Here is a 12264-nt window from a genome sequence, read left to right on the forward strand (position 1 = left end):
CCGGGGGGCTATCACTGTGCATGCCCCGGAACTGATCATGGGGGAAGAATAAAAGTGAATTTCTGTATGTCCTGCGGCACTAAACTGCAGCCGGAATGGCGTTTCTGCGCCAATTGCCGTCGACCCGTCGAAGACGGCGGGCCACCTCAGGACAGCAGGGAAGATCCCGCGGCAGACGAGCCGGGAGCCTCGGTTCCAGCAGCGGCCCTGCCGGGTGCAGCTGCCCCCGTGGGCGGTGAACCGTCTGCTGATGGTGCCACTCCCATTATCGAGACGGGCACGCCGGACCACGCGTCCCCTACGCCGCCGCGCGGCGAAGGATTCACGGTGCCGCCGGGGTCCGGCAGCGGGACTGGCGGTGGTGACGGATCCGGGCCGGACGGCCCGGCCGGCGGCGACGCCCCGAATCCCGAAAAGAAGACCAACCGCAAGGCAATCATCCTGGGTGCCGTCGCCGTCGTCGTGCTGGCACTGGGCGTGGGCGCTTTCCTGTTCATCCAGAACATGGTGCGCGGCGGCGCGGGTTCTCCGGAGCAGGTCGCGGAAAAGCTGATGGAATCCATCGAAACCAAGGACGGTATTGGCCTGGTCACCATGGTGGCCCCGGCGGAACGTGAATCCCTGGATAAATTCCGTGAGGGTGTCACCGAAAAGATCGAGGACTTCGGGATTATCGAGGCCGCCAACAAGGTGGGGGAGAACACGCAGGAGGCCGACAGTGAGATCAACTTCGACGGCATCACTGTCACGTTCGAAAACGTGGCTCCGGAGGTCACCGAGGTTGATGACCAGCTGGCCATCCTGAAGTTCACCTCGGGAACCGTCCGGCTGCAGGTGGACCCCGAGCAGACCAAGGGCGCCGTCCGCTCCGGTCTGGAAGCCGCTGACGAAATGGACGCGATCGACGAGACCAAGGACCTCTCGGAGCTGGGCGTGGACGGCGAGGGCCTGCTGCTGGCCGCTGTGAAGGATGACGGCCGCTGGTATGTGAGCCCGCTCTACAGCGGACTGGAAATGGTCACCCAGTACACCGATTCCGAACGCGGCAGTCTGCCCGAGGGCACCGACGGCAGCGACTCACCGGCGGAGGCTGCGCAGGCCCTCATCGGAGCGGTTCCCGGGATCCTGGAAAGCGGCAGGTTCACGGACCTGGGCAATTACCTCACCAGCTATGAAGGCAACGCCGTTCACTACTACGGCGGCGCCGTGGATAAAGCCATGGACGGCGGAACCGGCTTTGGCATGGAGCTGAAGTCCAATACCTTCAAGGACGCGGAGAAGGACGGTGACCGCGGCCGGGCCGTGGTGGAAGACCTGGAAATGGAAGCTCAAGGCGAAACGGTGCGCCTGACCACCGACTGCATTGAAGTCAGCGGTTCCGAGGAAATCTGCCGCGGCAAGTCCGGCTATGTCATGACCAACGGCAGCTTCCAGCAAGACGCCATTGTGCGTGCCCTGCCGCCGCTGAGCCTGTCCAGCATCAAGGAAGACGGTACGTGGAAAGTCAGTCTGATGGACACCACCACCGACTGGGCCCTGCAATGGATGGATTCCCTCACCCGCGAACAGGCCCTGGCCATGCTGGACCTGGCCCGCAGCGAGGATCCGGCCGGAACCCTGACATTTGGCGAAAAGACGGACCTCACGTTCAACTCCGCCGGTTATGCGGTCAAGACGCTGAAGCTGGACGAAGACACCACGCTCCAGGGCGCGGCGGACGGGAGGGACTACAGCAGCTTCACCGTCTACTCGCAGGATGGCCGCGAGGAAATCACCTCCTCCAGCAGCTACTCCCCGGTTGAAACCCCCGCCGGGGAATACAAGGTTGTCATCTTCGCCGGCTCGGAATGGGCCGATGAGTTCGCGGAGAAGGGCAACGATGTGCAGTACTCCGGTTCCATGGTGCTGGAGGAATTCACGGCACCGCCGATGATCGACGGGTATGAGAACGAGCAGTACAACTACCTCACCCTCGATGATTACCCCGGTCCCACAAAGACCCATGTCCTGGATGTTCCCAAGGGCGGCGAGGTGGAACTGCTGGTGACTTCCGAGGGCTACGGCTCGGCCTGGGACAAGCCCGGAACGCTGGCGCTGACCCTGGACGGAAAGACCTACAAGGTGCCCGTGACGAATGACCTGGAGGACCTGACCGTTCCGGTGACGGAAGGCATGGGCCAGGAGCTGACGGTTGAACTGCAGAAGGGTGCCGGCGGCGGCGACGAGGTCGACTACACCCTGGAGCTTGTTGCCAAGTAGGAAGTCTGCCTGAGGAAGGAAGTCTGCCTGAGTGAAGAAACCGGTCGGTGCGCGCGTTGCACCGGCCGGTTTCTGCTTCTGCTGACCGTAGGCTGGGACACATGCAGCCTCAGCCCGTGATCACTGTCCTTGCCGGAAATAAGCCTGTGACGGGGCTTTGTGAGCTCCAGCGGGAGGCAGAGGTCAGGGTTACCGATGCGGCCGGCCTGCCCCATGCCCTGGCCGGTGCGGACATCCTCTACCTCTGGGACTTCTTTGCCGACGGCGTCCGCCGCGCCTGGCCCGCCGCCGGCTCGCTGCAGTGGATCCATGTGCCGGCCGCCGGAGTGGACAAACTGATGTTTCCCGAGCTGGTGGCTTCCGACGTCGTTCTGACTAACGCCCGGGGCGTCTTCGACCGGCCCATGGCCGAGCATGTGCTGGCGGCCCTGCTGCACTTCGCCAAGAACTTTGGCCGCGCGTTAGCCCAGCAGCAGCAAAAGCAGTGGAACCGCTACGCCACTTCCGATCTGGCCGGGGCTTCGGTGCTGGTGGCCGGAACCGGAAGCATCGGCCGCTGCACCGCGAGGCTGCTTACCGCCGTCGGGATGCAGGTACAGGGGCTGGGGCGCACCGCACGCACCGGCGATCCGGACTTCGGTACCGTCCACGCCAGCGCCGACTTCGCCGCCGTCGCCGGGAACTTTGACTATGTGGTGCTGGCGGCGCCGCTGACACCGGCATCGCGGGGCATGCTGGGGCGGGAGGTCCTGGCAGCTCTGAAGCCGACGGCGGTGGTTATCAACGTGGGCCGCGGAGCCCTCGCGGATGAGGCGGCGCTGGAGGAAGCCCTGCGGACCGGGCAGCTGGCCGGTGCGGCGCTGGATGTCTTCGAGACCGAGCCGCTGCCGGAATCCAGCGGACTCTGGGCGCTGGAGAATGTGCTCATCACGCCCCATCTCTCCGGTGATGCGACCCATCAACTGCCGCTGCTGGCACAGCAGTTTGCGGACAACCTCGCCGCGTGGAAATCCGGCCGGCCGATGATGAACGTCGTTGACAAGAAGCTGGGATTCGTCGCGTCGTAGTGCTCGGCGTCGGCTGCCGTTAGGCGGCGTCGAGTGTCGCGACGATGCGGCTTTCGCGGCGTGCGAGTGGCATCGTCTCTACACTCGACGGGGGAGAGTGGCATCCTCACGACACTCGACGGCGATGGCGGGGAGGCGGGGAAAGCTGAGCCGCCCTTGGCCCTAAACCCAGCCCCAATCCTCAGCCCCCGAAACCCTGGGCCCGGAAACCTTGGATCCCGAAACCCTCGGATCGAGTGTCGCGGTGGTGCCGTTTTGCTGCGTCGAGTGTAGCGAGGATGCGGCTTTCGCGGCGTGGGAGTGGCATCGTCTCTACACTCGGCGGGGGAGAGTGGCATGTTCTCGACACTCGGCATGGGCGACGGCGGGAAAGGAGCCGGCCGCAGGCTCCCGTATTCCGTTGCGATCCACTTACCCGTTGACCCTGCGTCGACCCCGGATAAGACTGGGGGATCGACTGCTGACGGAATTCAACGAAGAAGGAAGTGCGGCGTGAAAGCTGTCCGCGTGCACCGCTACGGCGAGGATCCACACATTGACGAAGTGCCCGAACCGAAGATCACCGGCCCCTGGGATGTGATTGTGGACGTGGGGGCTGCCGGTCTGTGCCGGACGGACCTGCACGTCATCGAGGGCCAGTGGGACGCGATCCAGCATCCCCGGCTGCCCTATATATTGGGCCACGAAAACGCCGGCTGGGTCCGCGAGGTTGGCTCCGCAGTCTCCAATGTGGCCCCCGGGGACACCGTGATCATGCATCCGCTGGTGACCTGCGGCCTGTGCGCGGCCTGCCGGGAAGGTGTTGACTCGCACTGCGAGAACGCCCTGTTCCCGGGACTGAACACCGACGGCGGCATGGCCGAACAGCTCAAAACCAACGCCCGCGCAGTGGTGAAGCTGGACCCCTCGCTGCAGCCCGCGGACATTGCGGCACTGGCCGATGCCGGCCTGACCGCCTACCACGCGGTCCGCAAGGCTGCGCCGCTGCTGTATCCCGGCACCCAGGCCGTGGTGATCGGCGCCGGCGGGCTGGGACACATCGGCGTGCAGTCGCTCAAAGCGCTCACCGCCGCCACCATCACCGTCATTGATACCTCCGAGGCAGCCCTGGAACTCGCCGCAACGCTGGGAGCGGACACCGTGCTGCGCAGCCCGGACACGGCAGCAGTCCTGGAAGCCACCGACGGGGGAGCACACGTGGTCTTCGACTTTGTGGGCGAACACGGCACCGAGGCGCAGGGTCTGGAGATGCTCCGTAACCGGGGCAGCTACTATGCGATCGGCTACGGCGGGGAGGTGCGGATTCCCACCATTGAGCTGATCTCCCGGGAGATTTCCGTGGTGGGGAACCTGGTGGGCACCTATCAGGACCTGGTGGAGCTGATGACGCTCACCGCCCAGGGCAACATCACCCTGCACACCACCGCCTATGACCTGGACGATGCAATCCAGGCCATACACGACCTCGACGCCGGAAAACTCACCGGCCGCGGCATCCTCATCCCGCCAGCAGGAGGAAGAACCCCATGACGTATCCGGCCAAATATCCCACCCTCAACGAAACCACCCTCACGCCAGAAGCCCGCGCCATCCTCAAGCGCATCATCAAAACGGCCTTTCCGCATCCCGGTTTTCCGGAGGAAGCCTACGAGCGGATGACCAGCAGGATTGTCACCGAAGCCGATGCCTCCACATGGTTCCGGGTGGTCCTGACCCAGGGGCTCATTGCCCTGGGCGCCCAGTCGGAGGAACCCTTCCTGGAACTCTCCGACGAACGGGCGCTTGCTGTGCTGCGCCGGGTCGCCGATCTGGAGTTCTTCGGCTTCATCCGCCGCACCACCGTATTGAACCTCTACGATGATCCGCAGGTCTGGGACGTGCTGGGGTACGAGGGTCCCTCCTTTGACAAGGGCGGGTACCTGCACCGCGGCTTCGACGACTTGGACTGGCTGCCGACGCCGCGCGTGGACGGCCCGGAGATTTCCGTACCGGACTCCGGGCCGCTGCCCTATCCGGTCACCCAGGCCGGCCAGTCGCCCCAGTCACCCCAGTCAGCGCCGGACCGCGACGCCGCGGCCGGATCGGCAGCCGCCCGGGCCGCCGGACCCGCCCCGGACTCAGGCACCGGATCCCAGGCACCGAAGCAGCACGGAGGAGGAAGCAAATGAGCGAAGCAATCAGCAGTTTCTCTCCCACCGGCTCCGCAGACCCGCTCGCCGGGTCGGCGCGCTTTGAGCTCGACGACGAGTCCGTCGTCGTCGTCATCGGTTCCGGAGCCGGCGGCGGCACGCTGGCCCACGAACTGGTGGAAAAGGGCGTAAAGGTGGTGCTGCTCGAAGCCGGGCCGTTGCTGACCAACTCGGATTATGTGAACAACGAGTGGGAAGCGTTCAACCAGATGGCCTGGCTGGATCCGCGCACCACCTCCGGTACTTGGCGCATCGCCCGCGACTTTCCCAACCTGCCGGCCTGGATTGTGAAGGCGGTGGGCGGCACCACCACGCACTGGTCCGGCGCCACCCCGAGGTTCAAGGCGCACGAGTTCGCGGCCCGCACCGCGTACGGACGGATCGACGGCGCCAACCTGCTGGACTGGCCGCTGACCCTGGAAGACCTGGAACCCTACTATGACCGCGCCGAGCGGAAGATGGGCTCCACCCACGTCCACGGGCGGCCGCCGCTGCCGGCGAACAACAATTACAAGGTCTTTGCCAACGGTGCCGAGAAGCTGGGCTACCGGCACTTCGCCACCGGCCCCTACGCCACCAACGCCGAGCCCTACGACGGACGGCCCGCTTCCGTGCAGGACGGCTTCAACTTCCAGGGCGACAAATCCGGTGCCAAGTGGTCCACGCTGGTCTCGGAGATTCCCAAATCACTGAAGACGGGCCGGCTGGATCTGCGCCCGGACAGCCAGGCGGTGCAGATCACCTCCACGCCCGAGGGCAAGGTGGACGGCGTGGTGTACGCCGACGGCGGCGGGCAGCTGCACCACCAAAAGGCGAGGGTGGTGGCGGTGGCCGGCAACGCGATCGAAACGCCGCGGCTGCTGCTGCTCTCGGGCTCGCCGCTGTTTCCGGACGGGCTGGCCAATTCCTCGGGCCAGGTGGGGCGGAACTACATGCGCCACACCACCGGCTCGGTGTATGCGCAGTTCGAGGCGCCGGTGCACATGTACCGCGGGGAAACCATGGCCGGGCTGATCGCCGACGAGTCCCGGCACGATCCGGACCGCGGATTTGCCGGCGGTTACTACATGGAGACCATTTCGCTGGGTCCGGCGTTTCTGGCCTCCTTTGTGGATCCGGGCGCCTGGGGACCGGGCTTCGCGGCGATCCTGGACGGCTACCGGCGCACGGCCGGACTGTGGATCGTGGGGGAGGACTTGCCGCAGGAAACCAACCGGGTCACGCTGAACACCACGGTCACCGATCCGCTGGGACTGCCGGTGCCCAACGTGCACTTTGACGATCATGCCAACGACGCCGCCATGCGCGAACACGCGTACGGCCAGGGCTCCGCGCTGTATGAGGCAGTGGGGTCAACGTCGGTGGTGCGGACGCCGCCCTATCCCTCCACCCACAACCTGGGCACCGCCCGGATGAGTGCCCGCCCCGAGGACGGGGTATGTAACGGGTTTGGCCAGACGCACGACGTGCCGAACCTGTTCATCTCCGACGGCTCGCAGTTCACCACCGGCGCCGCGGCCAACCCCACACTGACGATCGTGGCGCTGGCCATCCGGCAGGCCGAGTACCTGTCGGCGCAGATGGCGTTGGGCGAGATCTGAGCCCGGCGGTGACTTCTCCGCAGGTCGCCGTGCTCGGAGCCGGCATCCTGGGCGTTTCCACCGCCGTGCAGCTGCTGCGCGGCGGCGCCTCGGTCACGCTGGTGACGGAGGCGCACCCGGCCAGCGGGGCGTCGGGGCGGTCCTTTTCCTGGCTGAATTCCGGCGGCGGCTACTCGCCGGACTATCACCGGCTGCGGCTGGCCGGCATGGACCGCTACCGGACCCTGCTCGCGGAGAACCCGGACATCGACTGGCTGCGTTTCGACGGCGGACTGTACTGGGAGATGACGGCGCCCGACGGCGGTGCCTCCCAGACTGCGGCCAACCCGGCGCTCGCTGCGAGATGTGAGGCGCAGCAGGACCAGGGGTACGATGCGCGGCTGGTTCCGGCGGACGAGATCCCCCGTGTGGTCTCCGGTCTGGATCCCGCGGCCCTGCCGCCCACACTGCTGTTCAACCCGGGCGAGGGCTGGGTGAGTTTGCCGCACCTGATCCGGCACCTGCTGCGGGAGTTCGAACTTCGCGGCGGCACGCTGGTGACGGCTGCGGGTCCGGTCTCCGTCGCGCTGGAGGCAGGGGCCGCCGTCGGGCTCCGCAGCGGGGGCGGGGAACTGTACCCGGCCGACGCCGTTGTGGTGGCAGCCGGCGCCGGCACACCGGAGGTCCTGGGGAGGCTGGGGGTCGGGCTGCCGGACAGTTCGGAGCCGGCGATGCTGGTGGTGACCGCGCCCAAGGTGCACGGCCTGCGGGCGGTGTTGAATACTCCGCGGGCGTCCGTGCGTCCGCATCCGGGTTCGAGGCTGGCGATGGATTCCACCTGGTATCTGGACTCGATCACCCGCAACGAGAACGGCGGCTGGTCAGTTGATCCTCAGATGGTGCTGGATCTGGTGGACGAAGCGTCGGCCCTGCTGGCCGGGCATCCGCGGCTGGTGGCGCAGAGCTGGCGGATCGGACTGAAGCCGGTGCCCGGCGACGGCCTACCCGTGCTGGGGGAGCTGGCCGGGGTACCCGGCTGCTACGCCGCGTTTACGCATTCCGGGGCGACCCTGGGACTGATCGCCGGAGAGCTGCTGGCCCGGGAGATCATGACCGGACGGCGGCATCCGCTGCTGGCTCCGTTCCGCCCGGAGCGGCTGGCCCCTGATGCTGCAGTGCCCGGCGGCTAAGCTTCCTGCGGGGAAAGAACGGCTGCGGCCCGCTCCAGGGCGCCGGGAATGATGGAGTAATAGGCCCAGACACCGCGTTTTTCGCGGTGCAGGATGCCCGCGTCCACCAGGATCTTCAGATGATGGGAAATGGTGGGCTGACCCAGCCCAAACGGTTCCGTCAGGTCACAGACACAGGCTTCCTGATTCTCCTGTGCCGCGATCAGGGAGACCAGCCGCAGCCGAGTGGGCTCGGCAACCGCCTTCAGCAACCGGGCAAACTGTACGGCCTCCTCGGCGCCCAGTACCTCCCGGGTCAGCGGGGTGCAGCAGGCGGCGGCAACCGGATCAGCGGCTGTGGGTGTGGTGTTCACGCTTCCATTATGCACAGATTGACATCCGTCGATGTCTGCGGAGATACTCAAGAACCACATATCGATAGATTTCGATGCTTGCCCTGGCAGGCTTTCAGAGGAGTTACGTGAGCACCCCCGCCGCACCACCCCACACCGGTCAGGTCACCGCCCGGCTCTCAACCCTGGACCGGTTCCTGCCCGTGTGGATCATTGCCGCCATGGCCGCCGGACTGCTGCTGGGCCGGCTGGTGCCCGGCATTGGATCCGCGCTGGATTCGCTCAAGGTGGCCAACGTGTCGCTGCCCATCGCCGTCGGGCTGCTGGTGATGATGTATCCGGTGCTGGCCAAGGTCCGCTACAACGAAACCCGCGCAGTGGTGGCGGACCGGAAGCTGATGATCACTTCGCTGGTGCTGAACTGGGTGGCCGCACCGGCGTTTATGTTCGCCCTGGCGTGGATCTTTCTCCCGGATCTGCCCGAATACCGCACCGGACTGATCATTGTGGGTCTGGCCCGCTGTATTGCCATGGTGATGATCTGGAATGACCTGGCGTGTGGGGACCGTGAAGCCGCGGCCGTGCTCGTGGCCATCAATTCCGTCTTCCAGGTGCTCGCGTTCGGCGCACTGGGCTGGTTCTATCTGCAGGTCCTGCCCGGCTGGCTCGGCCTGGAAACCACCAGCACGGGATTCTCCTTCTGGGCCATCACACTCAGCGTCCTGATTTTCCTGGGGATTCCGCTGCTCGCCGGCTTTCTGACCCGCACCCTCGGTGAAAAAGCTAAGGGCCGTCACTGGTATGAGGGTACGTTCCTGCCGAAGCTGGGCCCCTGGGCACTCTACGGACTGCTGTTCACCATTGTGCTGCTGTTTGCCCTGCAGGGGGACGAAGTCACGTCCCGCCCCCTCGACGTCGCCCGGATCGCACTGCCGCTGCTGGTCTATTTTGTGGTGGTGTTCGGCGCCGGCATGCTGCTGGGCAAGCTCCTGAACCTGGGCTATCCCCGCACCACCACGCTGGCCTTCACTGCGGCGGGCAACAACTTTGAACTCGCCATCGCGGTGGCGATCGGCACCTACGGCGTGACGTCCGGGCAGGCGCTGGCCGGCGTCGTCGGCCCGCTGATTGAGGTCCCCGTGCTGGTGGCCCTGGTCTACGTTGCCCTCTGGGCGCAGAAGAAATACTGGCCCGCAAACGAAGCCGCCCGCTCCGCCGTACCCGCACCCGCAGGAAAGATCAACCCATGACCACCACGCCCAACGCCGCCAAGCCCTCCGTTCTGTTTGTCTGCGTGCACAACGCCGGCCGGTCCCAGATGGCCGCGGCCTACCTGCGTACCCTCGGCGAAGGGCGGATCGAGGTCCGGTCCGCCGGCTCCGCGCCGGCGGACTCCGTCAACCCCGCCGCCGTGGAGGCCATGGCCGAGGACGGCATCGACATGTCCGCCGAACTGCCCAAGGTCCTGACCACCGAGGCGGTGCAGGAATCCGACGTCGTCATCACCATGGGCTGCGGCGATGCCTGCCCGATCTTCCCCGGCAAACGCTACGAGGACTGGGCGCTCGAGGACCCCGCCGGACAGGGCGTGGCCGCCGTCCGGCCCATCCGCGATGACATCAAGGCCCGGATCCAGGATCTGATCGCCGACCTGCTGCCGACACTTCCCGTTGCCGTGATCGGTGCCGGGCCCGTGGGCCTGGCCGCAGCCGCGCAGCTGCTGGAACGCGGCCTGACGCCGATCATCTTTGAGGCCGGCGAAACACCGGCCGCCGCGGTGGCGGACTGGGGACACATCCGTCTGTTCTCGCCCTGGCAGTACGACGTCGATCCCGCCGCCCGCCGCCTGCTCACCGCCGCCGGGTGGCAGGAACCCGCCACCGAGACGCTGCCCACCGGTGCCGATCTGTGGGAGCAGTACCTGCAGCCGCTGGCGGCAATTCCGGCGATCGCCGGGGCGCTGCACACCTCCAGCCGGGTTCTGGCAGTCAGCCGCGACGGCCTGGATAAAACCCGCGCCGGCGGCCGGGAAAACACCCCGTTCCTGATCCGTGTTCAGGACGCCGAGGGAGCGATCACCGACTACCGGGCCTGCGCCGTCATCGACGCCTCCGGAACCTGGCACACGCAGAACCCGCTGGGCCGGTCCGGACTTGCCGCACCGGGGGAGGCCGAAGCCTCTGCGGCGGGGCTCATCACCGGACCGCTGCCGGACGTTCTTGGTCGGGACCGGGCCCGGTTTGCCGGCCAGCACGTCCTGGTGGTCGGAGCCGGACATTCGGCCGCAAACACCCTGCTGGCTCTGGGCGAGCTGGCAGAGCAGGAGCCCGGCATCCGGATCAGCTGGGCCATCCGCAGCGCCTCGGCCGCCGGCGTTTACGGCGGCGGCGACCTCGACGAGCTGCCCGCCCGAGGGGCACTGGGCAGCCGGCTGCGCGCCCTGGTGCAGGAGGGGCGAATCGAGCTGTATCCCTCCTTCACCATCACCGGCTTCAAGGCCGCGGACAGCCTGGTCGTGCAGGGCAGCACGCCCCACGGCGAAAAGCAGCTGGACGTGGACCTGCTGGTTCCGGCCACCGGCTTCCGTCCGGACCTGGACCTGCTGCGTGAAATCCGGCTGGACCTGGACCCCGTGGTGGAAGCACCGCGGGACCTCGGCCCGCTGATCGACCCCGAATTCCACAGCTGCGGAACGGTGACGCCGCACGGCGCCAGGCTCCTGTCCCATCCGGAAAAGGACTTCTACATTGTTGGCATGAAGTCCTATGGCCGGGCGCCCACGTTCCTGATGGCCACCGGCTACGAGCAGGTCCGCTCCATTGCCGCGGCCCTGGCCGGAGACCAGCAGGCCGCCGACGACGTGCAGCTGGTGCTGCCCGAAACCGGTGTCTGCTCCACTGACCTTGGCGGCAGCTGCGACGCTCCGGCAGCTGAGCCCGCGCCGACGTCGTGCTGCAGTGCGCCGGAGCCGGCGTTCCTGGGCATTCCCACCGGCCTGGCCCACGGGAGGTCCGCCGAACGGTGAGTGCGCCGCGGGTGCCCGGCCCGCACTGAGAATCTCGCAGGTATTTGCGTGTTCTGCGCGGAAGCCGCCGCTCTGCGCTAGGCTCCCCGCATGGGGAATCAACAGCGCACGCCGGAAGAGGAATACCGCCACTACGCCCGGCCCGAACCAGGACGCACCGGAAACTGGGTCGAAGTGCTCGACGACGGCAGCGGCCGCGGAGCACAGGCGGACGCAGAACCGGTTGCCGGCCAGTCTTCCGGCTCTGATGAACGTCCGGACTCCACCGGCGCGGACAACGGCAGCGTGCCCGGGCAGGTGCCGGCGGGCCCTCCGGCGGTGCAGCGCCGGAATCTGAGCCTGTGGGCAGCGTGGGCGCTGGTGGCATTGACGCTAATTGCCGGGCTGGGATGGCTTTTTGGGGTCTTCGAGCCGAATTGGGATACCTACGCGGTGGACACCGCCGGCCCCGGCGCCTCCGATGTGACTGCTGAGACCACGTTGCTGAGCCCGGAGCTGGAGTCCAACCTGTACTCGCTTGGGCCCTTCGCGATGGTCTTCGGAATGCTGGGCGCCGTGATCCTGCTGACGGTGCAGGCACTCCTGTTCCGCCGGGCCTACCCGGCAGCCTGAATCCCGTTCA

The 12264-nt window shown here is 66.9% G+C and carries 10 protein-coding genes; 9 read left to right on the forward strand and 1 reads right to left on the reverse strand.

The window, feature by feature from the left end; genetic code table 11:
- Window positions 1-66: 66 nt before the first annotated feature.
- The 6 genes from ABIB35_RS08740 to ABIB35_RS08765 all read left to right on the forward strand — a co-directional run bounded on the left by ABIB35_RS08740 (window position 67) and on the right by ABIB35_RS08765 (window position 8285).
- On the forward strand, window positions 67-2259 hold the full coding sequence (locus ABIB35_RS08740) for a hypothetical protein (RefSeq protein ID WP_354180624.1): 2193 nt from the start codon (window positions 67-69) through the stop codon (window positions 2257-2259).
- Between the two features lie 101 nt (window positions 2260-2360).
- Entirely contained in the window at window positions 2361-3326 is a 966-nt protein-coding gene (locus ABIB35_RS08745) for a D-2-hydroxyacid dehydrogenase (RefSeq protein WP_354180626.1), read from the forward strand.
- 492 nt (window positions 3327-3818) lie between these two features.
- On the forward strand, window positions 3819-4856 hold the full coding sequence (locus ABIB35_RS08750) for an NAD(P)-dependent alcohol dehydrogenase (RefSeq protein ID WP_354180627.1): 1038 nt from the start codon (window positions 3819-3821) through the stop codon (window positions 4854-4856).
- Window positions 4853-5494, forward strand: coding sequence for a hypothetical protein (locus ABIB35_RS08755; protein WP_354180629.1), 642 nt, complete (start codon window positions 4853-4855; stop codon window positions 5492-5494). The genes ABIB35_RS08750 and ABIB35_RS08755 overlap by 4 nt, the downstream gene beginning before the upstream one ends.
- Window positions 5491-7116, forward strand: a complete 1626-nt coding sequence (locus tag ABIB35_RS08760) for a GMC family oxidoreductase (protein WP_354180631.1) — start codon at window positions 5491-5493, stop codon at window positions 7114-7116. Before ABIB35_RS08755 ends, ABIB35_RS08760 begins: the two co-directional genes overlap by 4 nt.
- An 8-nt stretch (window positions 7117-7124) precedes the next feature.
- Window positions 7125-8285, forward strand: a complete 1161-nt coding sequence (locus ABIB35_RS08765) for an NAD(P)/FAD-dependent oxidoreductase (protein WP_354180633.1) — start codon at window positions 7125-7127, stop codon at window positions 8283-8285.
- Here ABIB35_RS08765 and ABIB35_RS08770 read toward each other — a convergent pair.
- Window positions 8282-8638 (reverse strand): ArsR/SmtB family transcription factor, encoded by a 357-nt coding sequence (locus ABIB35_RS08770; protein WP_354180635.1) that lies wholly within the window; start codon window positions 8636-8638, stop codon window positions 8282-8284. The two genes, ABIB35_RS08765 and ABIB35_RS08770, sit on opposite strands and share 4 nt — an antisense overlap.
- Before the next feature lie 107 nt (window positions 8639-8745).
- On the opposite strand from ABIB35_RS08770, the gene arsB reads away from it, so the two are divergent.
- The 3 genes from arsB (at window position 8746) to ABIB35_RS08790 (ending at window position 12254) form a co-directional block, all read left to right on the forward strand.
- Complete coding sequence (gene arsB, locus ABIB35_RS08775) at window positions 8746-9867, forward strand: ACR3 family arsenite efflux transporter (RefSeq protein ID WP_354180637.1); 1122 nt, start codon at window positions 8746-8748, stop codon at window positions 9865-9867.
- Window positions 9864-11642: an arsenate reductase/protein-tyrosine-phosphatase family protein gene (locus tag ABIB35_RS08785; RefSeq protein WP_502915757.1), complete on the forward strand. Its 1779-nt coding sequence runs from the start codon at window positions 9864-9866 to the stop codon at window positions 11640-11642. The genes arsB and ABIB35_RS08785 overlap by 4 nt, the downstream gene beginning before the upstream one ends.
- A gap of 90 nt (window positions 11643-11732) precedes the next feature.
- Entirely contained in the window at window positions 11733-12254 is a 522-nt protein-coding gene (locus ABIB35_RS08790; protein WP_354180638.1) for a hypothetical protein, read from the forward strand.
- Window positions 12255-12264: the final 10 nt, after the last annotated feature.

The sequence above is a fragment of the Arthrobacter sp. UYP6 genome, from assembly GCF_040547315.1.
Classification (GTDB): domain Bacteria; phylum Actinomycetota; class Actinomycetes; order Actinomycetales; family Micrococcaceae; genus Arthrobacter_B.

What these genes read in the sequence shown, in the direction of transcription:
- ABIB35_RS08740 (WP_354180624.1), top strand. Translation starts at nt 67, where the DNA reads ATGTCCTGCGGCACTAAACTGCAGCCGGAATGGCGTTTCTGCGCCAAT.
- ABIB35_RS08745 (WP_354180626.1), top strand. Translation starts at nt 2,361, where the DNA reads ATGCAGCCTCAGCCCGTGATCACTGTCCTTGCCGGAAATAAGCCTGTG.
- ABIB35_RS08755 (WP_354180629.1), top strand. Translation starts at nt 4,853, where the DNA reads ATGACGTATCCGGCCAAATATCCCACCCTCAACGAAACCACCCTCACG.
- ABIB35_RS08760 (WP_354180631.1), top strand. Translation starts at nt 5,491, where the DNA reads ATGAGCGAAGCAATCAGCAGTTTCTCTCCCACCGGCTCCGCAGACCCG.
- ABIB35_RS08785 (WP_502915757.1), top strand. Translation starts at nt 9,864, where the DNA reads ATGACCACCACGCCCAACGCCGCCAAGCCCTCCGTTCTGTTTGTCTGC.
- ABIB35_RS08790 (WP_354180638.1), top strand. Translation starts at nt 11,733, where the DNA reads ATGGGGAATCAACAGCGCACGCCGGAAGAGGAATACCGCCACTACGCC.